This is a genomic window from Actinacidiphila sp. bgisy144, from assembly GCF_057708105.1.
Map to the genome: position 1 here is coordinate 71,846 of NZ_JBYIRM010000008.1, position 16,218 is coordinate 88,063.

14 protein-coding genes are annotated in these 16,218 nt (G+C 69.1%); 6 read left to right on the plus strand and 8 right to left on the minus strand.

All coding sequences use genetic code 11. The features are described from left to right. Positions 1–29: 29 nt before the first annotated feature. The 3 genes from AC3EVP_RS11970 to AC3EVP_RS11980 all read left to right on the plus strand — a co-directional run bounded on the left by AC3EVP_RS11970 (position 30) and on the right by AC3EVP_RS11980 (position 4,677). A complete protein-coding gene (locus AC3EVP_RS11970) occupies positions 30–1,709 on the plus strand; it encodes a condensation domain-containing protein (RefSeq protein ID WP_435129051.1) in 1,680 nt (559 codons plus the stop codon). Further along, on the plus strand, positions 1,706–2,071 hold the full coding sequence (locus tag AC3EVP_RS11975; RefSeq protein ID WP_435129054.1) for a cupin domain-containing protein: 366 nt from the start codon (positions 1,706–1,708) through the stop codon (positions 2,069–2,071). Before AC3EVP_RS11970 ends, AC3EVP_RS11975 begins: the two co-directional genes overlap by 4 nt. 65 nt (positions 2,072–2,136) lie before the next feature. Further along, on the plus strand, positions 2,137–4,677 hold the full coding sequence (locus AC3EVP_RS11980; RefSeq protein WP_435129057.1) for a non-ribosomal peptide synthetase: 2,541 nt from the start codon (positions 2,137–2,139) through the stop codon (positions 4,675–4,677). 77 nt (positions 4,678–4,754) lie between these two features. Here the strand turns inward: AC3EVP_RS11980 and AC3EVP_RS11985 are convergent, their stop codons facing one another. The 4 genes from AC3EVP_RS11985 to AC3EVP_RS12000 form a co-directional block, all read right to left on the minus strand. After that, entirely contained in the window at positions 4,755–6,086 is a 1,332-nt protein-coding gene (locus tag AC3EVP_RS11985; protein ID WP_435129060.1) for an FAD-binding oxidoreductase, read from the minus strand. Between the two features lie 87 nt (positions 6,087–6,173). Then, complete coding sequence (locus AC3EVP_RS11990; protein ID WP_435129063.1) at positions 6,174–6,380, minus strand: MbtH family protein; 207 nt, start codon at positions 6,378–6,380, stop codon at positions 6,174–6,176. A 23-nt stretch (positions 6,381–6,403) separates the two neighbouring features. After that, entirely contained in the window at positions 6,404–7,660 is a 1,257-nt protein-coding gene (locus AC3EVP_RS11995) for a condensation domain-containing protein (protein WP_435129066.1), read from the minus strand. A 47-nt stretch (positions 7,661–7,707) separates the two neighbouring features. Beyond that, positions 7,708–7,959 (minus strand): acyl carrier protein, encoded by a 252-nt coding sequence (locus AC3EVP_RS12000; RefSeq protein ID WP_335974856.1) that lies wholly within the window; start codon positions 7,957–7,959, stop codon positions 7,708–7,710. Positions 7,960–8,255: 296 nt separating this feature from the next. Here AC3EVP_RS12000 and AC3EVP_RS12005 point away from each other — a divergent pair, with 296 nt between their 5' ends. Both AC3EVP_RS12005 and AC3EVP_RS12010 read left to right on the plus strand, forming a co-directional pair. After that, on the plus strand, positions 8,256–9,767 hold the full coding sequence (locus AC3EVP_RS12005) for a hypothetical protein (protein WP_435129069.1): 1,512 nt from the start codon (positions 8,256–8,258) through the stop codon (positions 9,765–9,767). A 402-nt stretch (positions 9,768–10,169) separates the two neighbouring features. Continuing rightward, the gene (locus AC3EVP_RS12010; RefSeq protein WP_435129072.1) at positions 10,170–10,943 is read left to right on the plus strand and encodes a hypothetical protein; all 774 of its coding nucleotides are present in this window, start codon (positions 10,170–10,172) and stop codon (positions 10,941–10,943) included. An 85-nt stretch (positions 10,944–11,028) separates the two neighbouring features. On the opposite strand, the gene AC3EVP_RS12015 is transcribed toward AC3EVP_RS12010, so the two are convergent. The 3 genes from AC3EVP_RS12015 to AC3EVP_RS12025 form a co-directional block, all read right to left on the minus strand. Then, positions 11,029–12,273: a cytochrome P450 gene (locus tag AC3EVP_RS12015; RefSeq protein WP_435129075.1), complete on the minus strand. Its 1,245-nt coding sequence runs from the start codon at positions 12,271–12,273 to the stop codon at positions 11,029–11,031. A gap of 561 nt (positions 12,274–12,834) precedes the next feature. Beyond that, positions 12,835–13,110 carry a hypothetical protein gene (locus tag AC3EVP_RS12020; protein WP_435129078.1) on the minus strand — a complete coding sequence of 92 codons (276 nt, stop codon included), beginning with the start codon at positions 13,108–13,110 and terminating at the stop codon, positions 12,835–12,837. 55 nt (positions 13,111–13,165) lie between these two features. Beyond that, positions 13,166–14,029, minus strand: a complete 864-nt coding sequence (locus AC3EVP_RS12025) for an isocitrate lyase/PEP mutase family protein (RefSeq protein WP_335975259.1) — start codon at positions 14,027–14,029, stop codon at positions 13,166–13,168. Positions 14,030–14,371: 342 nt separating this feature from the next. On the opposite strand from AC3EVP_RS12025, the gene AC3EVP_RS12030 reads away from it, so the two are divergent. Next, positions 14,372–15,292, plus strand: coding sequence for a TerC family protein (locus AC3EVP_RS12030; RefSeq protein ID WP_335974842.1), 921 nt, complete (start codon positions 14,372–14,374; stop codon positions 15,290–15,292). A gap of 283 nt (positions 15,293–15,575) precedes the next feature. Here AC3EVP_RS12030 and AC3EVP_RS12035 read toward each other — a convergent pair whose 3' ends face one another. Next, on the minus strand, positions 15,576–16,151 hold the full coding sequence (locus tag AC3EVP_RS12035) for a cupin domain-containing protein (RefSeq protein ID WP_435129082.1): 576 nt from the start codon (positions 16,149–16,151) through the stop codon (positions 15,576–15,578). Between the last annotated feature and the right edge of the window lie 67 nt (positions 16,152–16,218).

Below are 16,218 nucleotides of genomic sequence, written 5' to 3' on the forward strand. Positions count from 1 at the left end.
GCCCCCAGTCGTATCGACAAGGAGACCTGGTGTTCCCGCTCAGCGCTCAACAGCAGATCGTCTGGCTACAGCACCAGACGGTTCCTGACAGCCGCGCTTACTACAGTTCCGCGGTGGTCAATTTCCACGGACGGGTCGATTCTGCGGTACTCCGGAAGTCTGTCGTCGACGCGGTCGGCCGGCACGATGCGATGCGGCTGCGGATATGCGATCTGGACTCTCCGGTGCCGCACCAGGAAATCGTGGAGCAGGTCAGTCTGGACATTCCTGAGTACGATCTTCGTGGCGTCGAGGAAAGCGAGGGGCGCCGGGCGGAGTTGCTGCACCAGCAGATGCACACCGAGTTCGACCTACAGGCGGCGCCGCTGGCCCGCTGGATGATGGTCCGATTGGCGGACGACCACTGGCAGCTCTTCATGACCGAGCACCACCTGGTCCATGACGGCAGGTCCACCGTGGCGTTCCTCCGCGATGTGCTCGCGCAGTACGCGGCAGAGGAATCGGGCGGGTCCTTCCTCCCGGTCGGTGCTCCGTCGTACCAGGAATACGTAGCGCACATCACCTCCGACGAGTACCGCGAGGCGGTCGCCGCTTCCGTCGAGTGGTGGACCGAGAACCTCAAGGACGCCGCGTTCCTTGTGGAGTTCCCCGAACTGGCCGAGCAGCGGTCGGAGTTGTTCGACTACCGTGGCGGGCAGTACCGGCAGTCGCTCCCCGCCGACCTCATGGCCGAGGTGCGGACCGCCGCCCAGCGGGGCGGCCACACGGTCTTCTCCGCCATGCTGGCGGTCTACGCCGAACTCTGCCGCCGCTACTCGGGTCAGCACGACCTGGTCATCGGCATGCCGATGGCCAACTGTCCGGCACGGTTCGAGAACACGGTCGGCATGATGGTCAACACGGTGCCGGTCCGACTGGTGATAGACCCCAGCGCCCCGTGCAGCGAGGTGGGCGTGGACGCTCTGGCCGCGATCTTCGAGGCCGTCGATCACGAATCGGCGCCGGTGCAGGACCTGGTGAAGGCGCTCGGGCTCAGCGGCAAGGGGCTGGACAACCCCCTGTTCAACGTCACCTTCGGCATGCACGACCGGCCCTTCCCGGCGGTGGACGTGCCCGGCCTCACGGTCGACATGCAGGTCGCCCTGAGCACGCGGAGCGCTCGTTTCGACCTCAGCGTCTTCGTCACGCCCGGTGCCGTGCTCCACGGTGACGAGGGCGAGTACGGCTATGAACTGTCCTGGGACTACTCGACGCAGCGGTTCGACTCCGACGACGTGGAGCTGATCGCCACCGGATTCGAGACCCTGCTTCGCGCCTACGCCGCGAACCCGCTGGAGCCGATCGGTTCCCTGGCCCTGGCCGAGGTCGCGCCGTCCCCGCGCGCGGCGCAGACCGCACCCGAAGTCCGCGACGCGGTCGAGGAGGCCGCGCCGGCGACCCCGCCCCGCCCGGCTGCCGGCCAGGAGGATCGCGCGGACTCGCCGTGGCTCGTGGCGTTCCGCGACATCCTGGAGCGCGACGACATCGACGAGCAGACCGACTTCTTCCAGGCCGGTGGCTACTCCTTGCTCGTCCCCAAGCTCCTGTCGCGCTACGCGTCGCTCTCGGGCTGGCGGCCCCCGACGAGCTTGGTCTTCGAGTTCTCCTCGCCGAGCGAACTCGAGGCGGCGTCGGCGGCGCGCCGGCCCTCGGCCGCCGACGTCCGATGACCATGTACCGGCACACGGTCGAGGACGCCCGGCGCTTCAGCAAGCACGGCATCGACCTGACGGTCTACGGCCGGCAAGACCCGTCGGCGACCGTCGTCCATGTCAAGGTCGAGCGAGGCCATTTCCAGGAATTCCTCAACGTGCGGAGTACCTACATCTATTACGTCGTCCAGGGCCGGGGGACGTTCTACCTGGATGGCCGGCCGGTCGCCGTCGGTGCCACCGACCTGATGGCGATCCCGCCGAACACCCGGATTCATTACTTCGGGTCGATGGAGATGGTCCTGACCGTGGCGCCCGCGTTCGACGAACAGGACGAACGCCACGTCAGGTTCGTCAGTGAGGACGAGAGCCCGTACTGATGCCGCGCTGACAGCCGGGTGTGCCTGATCAGACGGAGAACACCAACAGTTGGATGGAGGGCGGCATGCCGACCACGGACGACGCTGCACCGCTCACGGAGTACTGCCGACGAACTCTGGCCTCGCTACCGAAGGAACTGGTGCTGCCGACGGACCGCCCCCGGCAGACGCACGGCTCGCCAGTGACAAAACTGCACCGGTTCGACGTCCCCCCCGAGACCCATCGGGCCGTCCTCGCTGCCGCCCGGGAAGCCCGGACGACGATGTCGACGGCGATCTGCGCCGCGGTGGCTGTCCTGCTGAGCCGGCTCGGGGCCGGTGACGACATTCCGATCGCCGCGCCGGCCGCGGCGCGCCCGGGTGTTCCGCACAAGGACCCGGCGGACTTCTTCGCGAACCACCTCGTGCTGCGGATCGACACCTCGGGGGACCCGGGCCTGCGAGAGGTGCTGGCGCAGGCGCGGGAGGCCGACCGCATGGCCCGGGCGGTGCACGGTATGCCGGTCGAGCGCTTGGCGGAGATCATCGACCTCACCGAGTACGCCGGGCGGAGCCCGCTGGTCCAGGTGGCCGTGCTGGTGAACGACGATGCCACGTCCCGCATCGGTCCGGCGGACACCTCCGGGTTCGACCTCTCCGTCGTTCTGACGGAACGTCATGGGCCCGACGGGGCGCCGGCCGGGATCGCCGGGGAACTCGCCTACGACGTCGATCTGTTCGACCGCGCGACAGCGCAGTCGCTCGCCGATCGGCTGGTCCGGCTGCTGCCGGCCTTCTCGCTCGCACCGGACACCGCGCTCTCCGGTGCGGAACTGCTGTCAGCCGAGGAGCGCCAGGCGTTGCTGGAGACCTCCAGCGGCGCGTCTCGCGAGGTCGGCGAGCACACCCTGGTGGAACTGTTCGAGGCGCGGGTCCTGGCGACGCCGGACGCGGTGGCGCTTGTCTGCGGCGACGCGTCGATGACCTTCGCCGAACTGGACTCACGGGCGAACGAGCTGGCCAACCGTCTGGTCGGGGCGGGCATCCGACGTGAAGAGCCGGTGGCCGTCCTGATGGACCGCTCGCCGGAACTCGTCGTCGCGGTCCTGGCGGCGCTCAAGGCGGGTGGCTGCTACCTGCCGCTGCACCTGGCCCACCCGGCGGAGCGGATGATCGGCATCATGGCGGCGGCCGAAGCCCGGGTCCTCCTCACCGACACCCCGCACGCCGACCACGAGGCGGCACGCGGGGCCGCGATGGTGATCGACGTTTCGCAGGGCAGCCCCCAGGGCGCGGTGGCGGGGAGCCCCGACCGCAAGCCCCTGCCGGAGCAGGCCGCCTACCTCATGTACACCTCGGGGTCGACCGGAGTGCCGAAGGGCATCGTGGTGTCCCACGAGAGCGCGGTGAGTCTGGCGCTCGACAACTGCTGGAGAGACGCGTCGCTGGCACGGATGCTGGTGCACTCTCCGCTGGCGTTCGATCCGTCCACGGGTGAGATGTGGGCGCCCCTGCTCAGGAACGGGCAGCTGGTGATCGCGCCGCCCGGAGACCTCGACGCGCGCAGTCTGAAGGACCTCGTCGACCGCCACGGTGTGACCGGCGCCGTGTTCTCCGGCGGACTGTTCCGCATGATCGCCGATGACTCGGCGGCGGCGTTCACCGGGATGGTCGATGTGTACCCAGGCGGTGAGGTGGTCTCGCCGGTCGCCGTGCGGAACGTGCTCAAGGCGTGTCCGGGTCTGGTGGTACGCCCCCTGTACGGACCCACCGAGGCCACCCTGGCCGCCACCCACCACCGGGTGGAGCGGGCGGATCACCTGACGGGTGACGTCCCCATCGGCCGACCGCTCGACAACCGGCGGGTCTACGTGCTGGACAAGTACCTCAACCCGGTTCCGCCGGGCACGGTCGGCGAGTTGTATCTCGGCGGCGTCGGCTTGGCCCGCGGCTACTTCGGCAGGCCGGCACTGACCGCCGAGCGCTTCGTGCCCGATCCCTTCCACGGTGTGGGCGCGCGGATGTACCGCTCGGGGGATCTGGCCCGTTGGACGCGCGACGGCGTGCTGATGTTCGTGGGCCGGGCGGACGACCAGGTCAAGGTGCGCGGATACCGCATCGAACTCGGCGAGGTGGAGACCGTCCTGGCACGCCAGGACGGCGTCCGGAAGGTCGCGGTGGTCGTCAGGCGGGAAGCGCAGGGCGGGGAGCGCCTGGTGGCCTACGTGGTTCCGCACGAGGGACGGGTGGTGGACGCCGTCGCGCTGGCCGGACAGGCGGCCAGGACACTGCCCGGTTACATGGTGCCCTCGGCGTTCGTCGAGCTGTCCGAGCTTCCGCTGACGCCGAACGGGAAACTGGACCACAAGGCCCTGCCGGAGCCCGACTACGGCGGCGGTGCCGGACGCGGCCCCCGCACGGACCGCGAGGAGCGGCTGTGCGAACTGTTCGCCGAGATACTGGGCGTCGAGCGGGTCGGCATCGACGAGGGGTTCTTCTCGCTGGGCGGGGACTCCCTGATGGCGGCCCGGCTGCGGAGCAGAATCCGGACCGACCTCGGTGTGCAGTTGCGGGCCCAGGTACTGGTCCGGAACCCGACTGTCGCTGAGCTCGTGGCCATGCTCTGAGCTCCGGCCACCCATGTGACAGGAGTACCCGGGGGCGACCGCACGCGTTGCGGTCGCCCCCGGGCAGCGGACGGATGCTATTGCAGGGGAGTCCCCAGGTAGCCGGGGAAGCGGCCGTCCGGGTCGCGTATGGCGGCGATCTGCTGGAACTTCGACCACGCCGCGGCGGACATGATCCGGTCCGGTCGGACGGCGAGGTCGCTGTCGCCCAGGTAGCAGCCCGCCGAGTGCGGTGCCACGCGGTCCATGACGCCGTCCAGCCACGAACGGCACCGGGCGTCGTCCCCCGCGGATGCGCCGATGACGTACGCGGCGAAGTACAGGTCCGTCTGTACCGACAGGGCCATCTCCGGTCGGGGGCGCGACAGCAGGGGGGTGAAGTCGCCCAGGACCGTGAAGGTCCGGTCGGTGGGCAGTGGGGTGAAAGCGGGTATCAGCGCCGGGAGCAGCTGCGAGGGGGCACCTGTGAGGAACGCGTTGTCCGCGAAGTAGCGGTGCCCCTCGGGGTTGGCCCGCAGCTGTTCTGCCTGGAGGTCGGCGAAGTCCACGGGTTGGGCGACGCTGCTCGCCAGGGCTTTGCCGACCACAGGACAGGTGCCCAGCGCGGCCAGCGAGGCGGGACCGCCGTCGAAGGTGAGACCGTCGATGATCAGCACCGGAGTGTCGGAGCCGGGCGGGGTGCAGCCGACGGCGGCCAGCTCCACCGTCGGCGGCACCTCGCTGCGCGCCGCGAGGTACCAGGACAGCACCTCCGGGGCGAGTTCGGCGGGGTATACGTAAGTGGAGCGGGTCAGTGCCCGGAACCGCGGGCGGGTGCGCAGCCGGAACTCGGTGACCACTCCGAAGAAGCCGGGACCCGATCCGCGGGCAGCCCAGAACAGGTCCGCGTTCTCGGTCTCCGAGCATCGCACCCGCTCACCGGCCGCGGTCACCACTTCCATGGACTCGACGGACTCCGCCGACCAGCCCCAACCGCGGCAGTTCCAGCCGATGCCGCCCTGCAGGAGGAACCCGCCCATGCCCACGGTGGGTGAGTGGCCCACGGGGAAGAACCGCTGGTGCCCGGCGAGGTACGGGTCCAGGTCAAGGCCGCCGCGCACCGCCGGACCGACTGCCACGATGCCGCTGCCGGGCTCGTGGGACATCCCGGTGAACCGGGCCAGGTCGATGAGCAGGGTGTCCTCGCGCAGCGACCAAGCGGGCCAGCTGTGCCCGCCGGAGCGGACGGCGACCTGCAAGCCCTCCGCCGCTGCCAGCTTCACCCCCGCGGCCACATCGGCCGCGTGCGCGGCGCGCAGCACCGCCCGCGGCCGCGCTGCCGGCCGTCGGTGGTTGAAGAGGCGCGACGTCGCGGCTGCCGCGAAGCCGGTGGAGTCGCCACGCCAGAACTCACCCGTGAAAGCAGTCATCAGTACGCGACTCCCCAGTCGTTCTGCACGCGGTGCGGATCGGTGGACAAGTGGCCCCGCCGAAGCCATCGGGTGTCAGGAGACAGGTCACCCGTCGGTGGACAGGACCTCGCGCAGTCTGGCGGGCCTCATGTCCGTCCAGGATCGGCCGACCTGGTCGAGGCATTCGGCCTTCGTCCCCCGTGCCCCGGCCTCGAACCAGCCGGCGGGCAACTCCCGCCCGGTCGGCCAGATCGAGTACTGCTCCTGGTCGTTGCGGACGACGCGGAACTCACGTCGGTTGTCGTCGAACATGTCACTCCTGCCTCAGAAGGCGGTCACTGTCCCGTGGTGCCGGGAGAGGGCCGCACGTCCTCTCCACCGGTCTGCAGGGCGAACCTCTCGGCTGACGTGAGGAGCCGTTCCACAGCGTCGCCCGGCAGGAAGTTCTCGTTGTACTGCGCGACGAGTTGCGGGCCCGTCTCGTAGAGGTTCCATGAGACGACCACGGTCTGCGGCCACCGCTTCCCGCCGGGGAAGTCCAGGTGCACGTACTCCGCGTCGGTGCCGGTGAACGGCGCCAAGTTGAACGACGAGGGCGGTTGCTCGTTCAACCCCACGTAGAGTCCGGCTTCCTTGTCCGCCGCCATCAGGGTCTCGTTCCAGTACCGTCCGCAGACGAGGAGCGGAAGACTGTACTCGAAGACGTCCAGAGTCCTCAGGAACACGTCCCGGACCGTTTCGTGCGGGCTTCCGAACCGCTTCCCCAGGTGCATCGGGACGGTTTGGACGAACAGGCCGGCGGTCTGCGCCGTACCCGGCAGCGTCCGACCGTGCTGGTTGACGGAGATCCCCACCAGCGGATCGCCGGTGACTTCCTGCGCGGCCGCGAGCACGCCGGCGGTGGCCACCGCGAAAGGGGTGGCCCGGGCCCGCCGGGCGAAGTCGCGCACCAGGGACCTCGCGTTCGCCGGGAGGTCCCTGGTGACCGTCCTGCTCCGGTACTCCCCGGTGTTCGCGGCGCCCACCGGGAACGGCGGGGGAAAGACCCCGAACTCCTCGGTGTAGGAGCGCCAGAACGCCCTGCGTTCCGCTCCCCACGCCCCGGCGAACAGACGGCGCTGCTCCGTGGCGAAGTCCTGGTAGCTGCCCACGGGCGTGATGTCGCCGGCGTCGCCGGCCAGCGCGCGGTTGTAGAAGTCGGTGAAATCCGCCCGGATGCGCAGCCACGAGGTCAGGTCGTTGACGATGTGGTCTATCGCGATCCCGAAGAGGAATCTCCGCGGGCCGCACTGCACGACGACGACGCGCGAGAATCCCGGCCCGTCCAGCCGGAAGGGGCTGCCGAGGGTGCGGCGCATCAGCTCGATGGCCGCGGCGTCCGTATCGGCGGTGTGGATTTCCACCGTGCTCTGCGGGTCGCCGAAGGTGCGTGCCTCATCCGCCGAGAGGTAGGTCCGGCGCATGACGTCATGACGCAGGCAGACCCGCCACCACGCGTCGCGAAGCGCGGTGAGGTCCAGCTCCCCGGTGAGCCACATCGTCGAGTAGTGCAGGTTGTGCCAGTCGGCGAACTCGCCTGTCAGCCTGGCCATTTCCGTGAGCGACGTCGGACCCGTGGTGGCCTTTGCCCGGGATGCGGTCACCGGCCCTGCTCGTTTTCCAGGAAGACCGCGAGACCGCGCGGCGACGTGTGCGAGAACACGTCCCGCAGCTTCACGTCGATCCCGAGCACGGTGTGGATCAGGCCGGTGATCTGCAGCACGTGCAACGACGATCCGTCGTTCTCGAAGAGGTCCGAGTCCTCGTCGAGTTCGGGGTTTCCGAGGACCTGCCGCCAGATTTCGGTCAGGGCCCCGACACGATCCGGCGCCTCTTGGGAACGTAGGTCCATTTCGGAGTGCTCCTCACGATCGCTGCGCGATCCCTGGTCCGACGACCCGCATGTTGGCAGCGGCGGAACCGTAAATTACTGATCGACCGGATGCGTCTGTACTGACACCGGTCAGGATCACCCCGGAACAGCCTCGTCCGCGGTGGCCCGATGGTGCCACCACCGTCTTCCGGCCCATGGCCAACCATGACGAAGACGGGCACAGCGGGCAAAAATCGAACCGTGGCCGCTGACGGTGGTGTGACGTATGGTGGGCTCTCGCTTGATGCGCTGAACCCGACTTTCTGGGGGCATTCATGTCTGTCCGTGGTCATGCCGAGCGACAGCGGTTCCGGGGAATCGATGACTCCGGGGCCCACCCTGTTGAATTTCGGTTCTCGCATGCTCGCAACGGCAACCGGCACCTGGTCGTCGTATTTGCGAACTTCCACGCCCCCGAGGATTTCGGTTTCGCGTACGGTGTGCTGGACGGCCTACGGGCCAATGTCCTGTGGATTCGCGACCGATTCGACGGGCAGTGCAGCTACTATTTGTGCAGGGGCATGGACTTCTCCATCGAGTCGGCCGTGGCCGCACTCATTTCGAAGGTCATGCGCTTCCTCTCGCTGACGCCGGCCGACTGCACGTTGATCGGGAGTTCGAAGGGTGGTAGCGCGGCGCTCTACTTTGGCCTGCGCTATGGGTTCCGAAACATCCTCGCGAGCGCCCCCCAGTTCGCCATAGGCAGCTACGTGATGACGGAACAACCGGGTGCGGCGCAGTACATGATGGGTCAGGACGTCTCTGCCGAGAACGTGCGCGTCCTCGACTCCGTCATCCCGGAAGCGGTGCGCGGCGGGATCGGCCGGAGCTCCAACATCTATCTTTTCTCCGCGCCGGCGGACGAGCAGTACGGGGAACAGATAGAACCTTATCTCGACCTTTTTCGCGGTTACCAGAACTTCAATTTCTTCTTCGCCGACTCCCCATCGATCACCCGGCACAACCAGGTGGCCGCCCGGAACCTTCCGCTGATCATGGGCATCGTCAACCTCCTGATCGACGGAATCACCCCGAAAATGGGAAGGGCGCGGCACGGCCACGAGGACCCCGACGGCGACAGGTCCCTGATCGAGGAGTACGTCCGGGCCACCGCGGCTGAGGAGGGCGGGGGGTTCGGACCTCCGACGGTGTCGGCCCCGCAGCCGGGACAGCGAGTGGCGGGTTCGATGCTCGGATTCTCGGGGACGGCCAGAGGCGCCGACCTGGTGAGCTTCTGGGAGGGCGGCCGGCAGGTCGGGTCCACTCCAGTGGCCGCCGAGGCGAGCTGGTCCTGGGCCCCGGTCAAGCCGTGGGCCCGGGGAGGGCATGCGGTCGAAGTCGTCGCAGTCAACGGGGAAGGCGCCCGGTCGGACGGCACGGTGGTCGAGTTCACCGTGCTCGACACACTCGGCCCACCCGTCCTCACCGTGCCCTCGGATGACCGGCGGGTCTGGGCGGCGGGGGACGTGCGGGCCGCCGGCACGGCTCCGGGAGCGGCTCGGGTGGAGTTCTGGGAGAGAGGCAGACGCCTGGGGTGGGCGCCGGTCGCGCACGACGCGAGCTGGACCTGGACGCCCGACATCGCCTGGGCGGCCGGAAAACACCTCGTGAAGGTCTTCGCCGCGGATGCCCACGGGTCCGCCTCGCCGCGGACGGACCTCGCCCTCACCGTCACCTCGGCCCCGGGCGCGGTCCAGGAAGTGGTTCACCCGGGACATCCGCCAAAATGGACATTTGATTATCAAACTGAGGTTTTGGATGTGATGCATGGGAATAACGGGTCTTGAGTTGCTCGCACATGCGTCCTACGATGCATGCGGTCGACACGAAGGCCGAGGGCCCGAAAAGGTGCCCTTGGTGACTTTTCCTGGGGGGGATTCGCGTGAGAGAGATCTCATCCGTCAGTTGTTGCCGTTTCCTCTGGCACGGTGGCCGCAGCTCCGTGCGTGGCTGCGTTCGATAGGCCTGGTCCGAGCGAGGAACTGAATCCCTCGATTCCATTGCGCCACGCCGTCACGGTGTGGATTTTCCCGCTTTTCGATACGTCGACCGGCGGATGAGGACATGCCCTCCGTCGGGACGAGGCGGTTTGCTCTGAAGTTCTGCCGATGGCGCCCGCCGGTCAACCGTGCGCCATCGGCGTCAGTAGTCGTACCCAGTGGCGATCGGACGACAGGGAAGCGCTCTTCATGCATACGAAAATCGAATCCGATGTAGAAGTGATCGTGACCTGGAAGATCGGCGCTCGCATTCCCGGCGAACCCGGTGCGAGGGAGCGGAGTAATCTGAGGGTCGGTGATCGACTTGTTTTCGGCATCTCGGGCCGCACGGGCGAGTTCCAACCCGGAGTCGCGCCCAGCATCGGTGCCTTCGAAGTCTACGATCATCATCTCCTCTTCTCGAATTTCACCACCAGCGCCACCTTCGTCATCGAGAACCTGGAAGGGGGAACCGAACTGGTCAAGGTGCGCCCCTGCCAGCTGGACATGGTGATCCCGTTCGAGATGTCACGCATCCTGATCCCCGCGGGCGCGAGCATCAGTGAAATCACGGTGTTCACCCCGCCGCCACTCATGCTCGGCCCCGAACAGGCCGCCAGCGTGCCTGAGTCGGAGATGTTCAAGCTGGACAAGGCGAGCAAGTACTTCGCCGTTCTCGTCGCATTGTGCGAGCCGCGTCTGCGCGGTTCGTCCATGGCGGCAGTTCCCTCGGTGCAGGAGGTGGTGGAGAGGCTGAGAGGAACCGACCAGTTCAGGGGGGCGAACCGCAGTAGCATCAACTACCACATCGACTACCTGACGGACCAGAAGCTTCCGGTCAGCCAGTGGGCCAAGTACCTGGACGAAGGCCGCATGCACTCCAAGCGTGAAGCCCTGGTCGCGTTCGCCCTCAGGTTCGACGTGGTACGCGAGGAGCATCTCGCGCTGCTTCCCGACCTCAGCCGTTCGCGAGGGCGCGGCTGAACGGGACGGCCTTCCCGCTGCGCGGCCGGTTTCCGGGTGGCGGCCGGCGGGAGGCGCCCTCTCGTTCCCCTGGTACGGCTCCGCCTCACCGAGCCGTCCGCCGCGCGGCCCGCAGGCGGACCGGGAGGCTGACGCACCCCGCGATCTCGTTGGACAGCAGGTGGACATACCCGCCGGCGATGCTGAAGGACTCCGTCGCATCCATGAGCTCGGCGAACGCCTCCCGCACCATCACCCGGGCGAAGTTGGCGCCGATGCACCGGTGGACACCGGCACCGAACACGACATGCGGGTTGGGCGTACGCCTCGGGTCGAACTCGTACGGCCGCTCGAACACCGCGTCGTCGCGGTTGGCCGAGGCGATCCACGCGGTGACCGCCTCGCCCGCACGTATGGTCCGGCCGTGCATCTCCACATCGGTCCGTGCCCGGCGCATGAAGTGGAGCACCGGCGAAGACCAGCGCAGCGCCTCGTCCACCAGGCCGTCCAGCGGCGCATCACGGGGCCAGTGTCCTTCGCCTCCCGGTCCGGGCAGCACGGCGAGCGTCGCGCAGATCGCCTGGGCCGTGGTCACGACGGCACCGAGGAGCAGGCTGAGGCAGTTGACGAGGAGTTCACTGCCCGTCAGGGGACGACCGTCCACCGTGAGCGTCAGCAGATGGCTGATCAGATCGCCGCCGGGCTTCTTGCGAACCTCGACGAGCCTCTCCTCGAAGTATCCGATGATCTCGCAGTGGGCCGACAGCGCCGTCTCCTGCTCGGAGCCCTCACCGAAGTGCGGGTCCCCAGGCGCCAAGGAGGCGAAGGCCAGGTGAATCAGCGGATCGATGTCCTCGTCCGGCAGGTCCATCATGCGCGCCGCCACCGCCATGGGCAGCCGGGTGAGCGCCGCGGCCGCGTCCCACACCTCGCCGTCCAGCGCGGGCTCGATGGTCTTTCTGACGAAGGACCGGACCCACTCCGCCTGCGAGGCCGCCGCGTGACGGGAGAACCGGCCGGCGAGCTGCCGCCGGTACGCGTGGTGCCGGGGCGGGTCAGTTGACTGCATCATGGTTCCGCCCGCCGGGTCCGGGCCTTCGAGCATGGCGATCGCCGTACCGGCCTCCGAAGTGAACGCCTTGTGATCAGACAGCACTCTGCGCACGTCCTTGAGGGAGGTGACGGCCCAGAATCCCTCGCCCGAGGGACGGCTCTGCCAGAACAGCGGGCGCTCCGCCCGAAGCGTCTGCCAGACCAGATGCGCGTCGCCTTCGGCGTACAGCGCCGTGTCCGCGAGATCGATGCTCTCCAGCCGTACGCGGTCACGCGGGTCCGGTGCGGTGATTCTCATGGTGTTCCTCGCCATCTCGGATGTTCCGGACACGAACGCATCGGCATCTCGGTGGCGTCGGAGGCGACCACGGCTTCCATCAGATCCGCCAGCGCCATGCTGGCACTGTTGCGGCCCGCCCCGATCCTGACCGATCTCAGGGTGATGGGGGCGAACGGCGACGTCCTTCGCCCTGGTGTCACGAGCCGTCCGAACGGGGCCGAGCGGTGCCTGGTACGCCACTTTGGACGGTGGCGGAACCGGCGGGCGGGTCCGGAGCCGTGGGCGGTGATCGGGGTGGTGCGTCGCGCGCGGGTCAGCGCGGAGGGCCCATGATGACGTTGCCGTACAGCTCGGAGGCTTCTCGCAGGAGGGACGGGGGAATTTCGAAGCCGTCGGGCGGCCACGTACACCGCCGCGCGACCGCCCGGCGCCGTACGCGATCCCCCGGAGCCCCGGAGCCCCGGAGCCCCGGGCCGACCCGGAGCACCCGGATCGCCCGGTGGCCGAAGGGCCCGGAGCACCCGGTGACGGGAACTCCGGAGGACCCGCGCGGACGCCTACCGTCTTCCGCCGGTCGGCTCAGTCGTCACCGTCCTCACCCTGGCCGCCCGCGCCGAAGAGGACCTCCAGGGCGTCGACCGCGCTGCCGTCGTGGTCGCTGCCGGCGTCGCCGTGGCCGGTCTGGAGGTTGGCCGTCCGGTCCACCTCCAGGATCGAGTCGGAGTGGGAGTTGTCCAGGACCGTGACCAGGCTCCCGTCGGCCACCGCCGGCGCCGCGGCGCAGCCCAGCGCCGCCGCGGTCAGCAGCAGCACCGCCCGGGCCCGGGCCCGGGCCCGTGGGAAGTCCGCGCTCATCGGGGAACCCGCCCTTCCCCCGTCGTCCCGCCCGCGGCCGGACGCGGCAGGCAGCTCACGCGCCGACCGTCTCGGGCTCCGGGTGGTGGCGGGCGATGTTCCGCTCCAGCAGCTTCGTGGACGCCGCCACACCGATCCCCTGCGCGGGGTCCACGGCGGGCAGACGGCCGTCGGTGGCCTTGAGTTCGAGCAGTGCCGACTCCATCGCGGCGTGCGCGGCGAACAGGCACGGGGTGCTGTAGATCGCCACGTCCATGCCGAGTTCGGTGAGTTCGCCCAGCGACAACCGGGGCGACTTGCCGCCGGCGATCTGGTTGAACAGCAGCGGCTTGTCGCCGACCGCCGCGCGGATTCGCCGCATCCACTCCACGCTGCGGACGCCGTCCACCAGGACGACGTCGGCGTCCGTGGCGGCCAGCCGCTCGGCCCGGAGCAGGATGTCCTCCTCCTCCGTCGCGTCCGTGCGCGCCACCACGACCAGGTCCCGGCGGGTCGCGAGCACCATCTCCAGCTTCTCCAGGTACTCCTCCAGCGGGAGGACCTGCTTGCCGTCGGCGTGGCCGCAGCGGCGCGGCCGCTTCTGGTCCTCCAGGATCACGCCCGAGGCGCCGATCCGCTCCAGGCCCTCCACGACGTGGCAGGCCACCTCCGGGTCCACGTAGCCGTCGTCGATGTCCACGAGGAGGTGGTGGCGGGGGAAGGCGCCGCGCAGCCGCTGCACGAAGGCCACCATGTCCGGCCACGCGATGAACCCGATGTCGGGCAGCCCGTAGTACGACGCGGCGAACCCGAAGCCCGAGACGAACATGCCGTCGAAGTGCTCTGCGGCCAGCGACGCCGAGTACATGTCGTAGACGCCGATCAGGGGGGTCGTGCCCGGCGCGGCGATGTCCTCGCGCAGTTTGCTTCCGTACTTCAACTTCATCGTGACTCCTCGTGGGGGTGAAAGGCGCCTGCCGGAGGGCAGGTGAGGCCGTCGTACACGGCACGGCTTCATTGCCAAACCCATACCTTTCCTGTGCCCACACTTGATGCATAGATGGGCAAGCCTTTGGTCACTCGTACGGGTTAGACCGTTCACCGCAGAAACGTCACGGAACTACCGCGGATGGACGCCGTGTTGGGACGGCCCCGGTGCCGGCGGCCCGGCGGCCCGGCGGCCGGTCCGGCCGCGTCTGCGGACAGCGGCGGCCGGGTCGGCCAGGCTTGGGCGGAGACGGAAGCCCGTGTCCGTGTCCCCGCCGTGCCCGAGGAGGGCCAGGTGCCCGACGTACCGCTGTGGCTGTGGCTCGCGTTCGCCGCCGTCGTGATCGGGTCCCTGGCCGTCGACCTGCTGGCCCACCGCGACACGCAGGTGATCGGCTTCCGGGAGGCCGCGCTGTGGAGCGGGTTCTGGGTCGGCCTCGCGGTCGTCTTCGCCGGCCTCGTCTTCGGCGTGCTTGGCACCACGGCGGGCGTGGAGTACACCACCGCCTGGCTGCTGGAGAAGAGCCTGTCGGTCGACAACCTGTTCGTCTTCGCCCTGATCTTCGGCTACTTCAAGGTGCCGCGCCCCTACCAGCACCGGGTGCTGTTCTTCGGCGTCCTGGGCGCGCTGGTCTTCCGCGGGCTCTTCCTGGCGGCGGGCGTGGCGGTGGTCACCCGGTTCTCCGCGGTGCTGTTCGTCTTCGCGGCCATCCTGCTGTACAGCGTCTACAAGATCCTGCGGGGCGAGGACGAGGAGTTCGACCCGGGGCGCAGCCTGGCCGTGCGGCTGCTGGGCAAGGTCGTCCCGGTCCGCGAGGAGTACAGCGGGGCGAGGTTCCTGGTCCGGGAGGCGGGCCGGCGCGTCGCCACGCCGCTGCTCGCGGTGGTCGTCGCCATCGAGGCGGCCGACCTGGTGTTCGCGGTGGACAGCGTGCCCGCGGTGCTGGCGGTCAGCGACGACCCGTTCATCGTCTACAGCAGCAACGCCTTCGCCATCCTCGGCCTGCGCGCGCTGTACTTCATGCTGGCCGGGCTGCTGGACCGCTTCCACCACCTGAGCAAGGGCCTGGCGGTCATCCTGGCGTTCATCGCGGTGAAGCTGGTCCTCCAGGCCGCGCACAAGACGATCAGCCACAGCGTGCCGGAGATCCCCTCCCTGGTCAGCCTGGCGGTGATCGTCGCCGTGCTGGCGGGGTCGGTCGCCCTGAGCGCCTGACCCCGCGGGGCCCGGGCCGGCCGGATGACCGCCACGCCAGACGAGGGCCCCTCGACGCGGAGCCCGCACCCGTACCGGCCGGAGATCGTCGCCCCCTCGTCGTCCGCTCGTCGGCATCGTGAACGCCGGTTCGCCGGCGAACTCCGAAACCCCCGGCTCACGAGTTGCGGGGCGCGCGGGCATCGCCGAGGAGCGTCCGGCCTGCGGCAACGTCATGCGAGGACGTTGCCGCCCTCCTGAGGTAGGAGGCGGACCGGGGGTGATGAGGCGCTGATACGGGACCTCAGCGCCCGTCGGGACCGCTGACGCCGAGACCGCCGGAGGCGGGCCGGAACGCGGCCAGCAGGTCCTGCTGCCCCGTCCACTTCTGGGCGGCCAGTTCCTCCAACCGCCTGCCGAGCGCGGCGACCTGCTCCGGGCCCGGCGACCGCTCCGTACCGTCGGCCGGTAGGCCCGGCCCGGCCGCGGGGGTCCCGAGTGCCGAGATGACGACGTCGAGGGCGCCGGGGACGTAGAGGTTGAGAAAACGCGCGGTGTCGCTCTTCACCGCGAACCCGTGCGGCACCCCGCGTGGTATCCGCACGAGGTCCCCTGCCGTGCCGATGGCGACGTCGTGGTCGATCTGGAGACGGACCTCGCCATCGAGGATGTAGAAGACCTCGTCGTTGTGCTCGTGGACGTGCGGCGGAGGTCCGGCCTGCGCCGGCATCGTCTGCTCCAGGATCGAGTAGCTCCCGCCGGCGTCGTCCGAGGAGACCAGTGGACTCCATCGTCCGCCCCAGGCCCACACGCTGGGCACCTTGTCCGCGCGGGTGACCAGCTCGGAAGCCGACCACGCCGACCCCGTCGAGAATGACATCCCTGACTCCGATCTGAAGCGGACTTCCACTTCCGTTTCTAGCCTAGGAACCGTCCGGGTAGAGTGT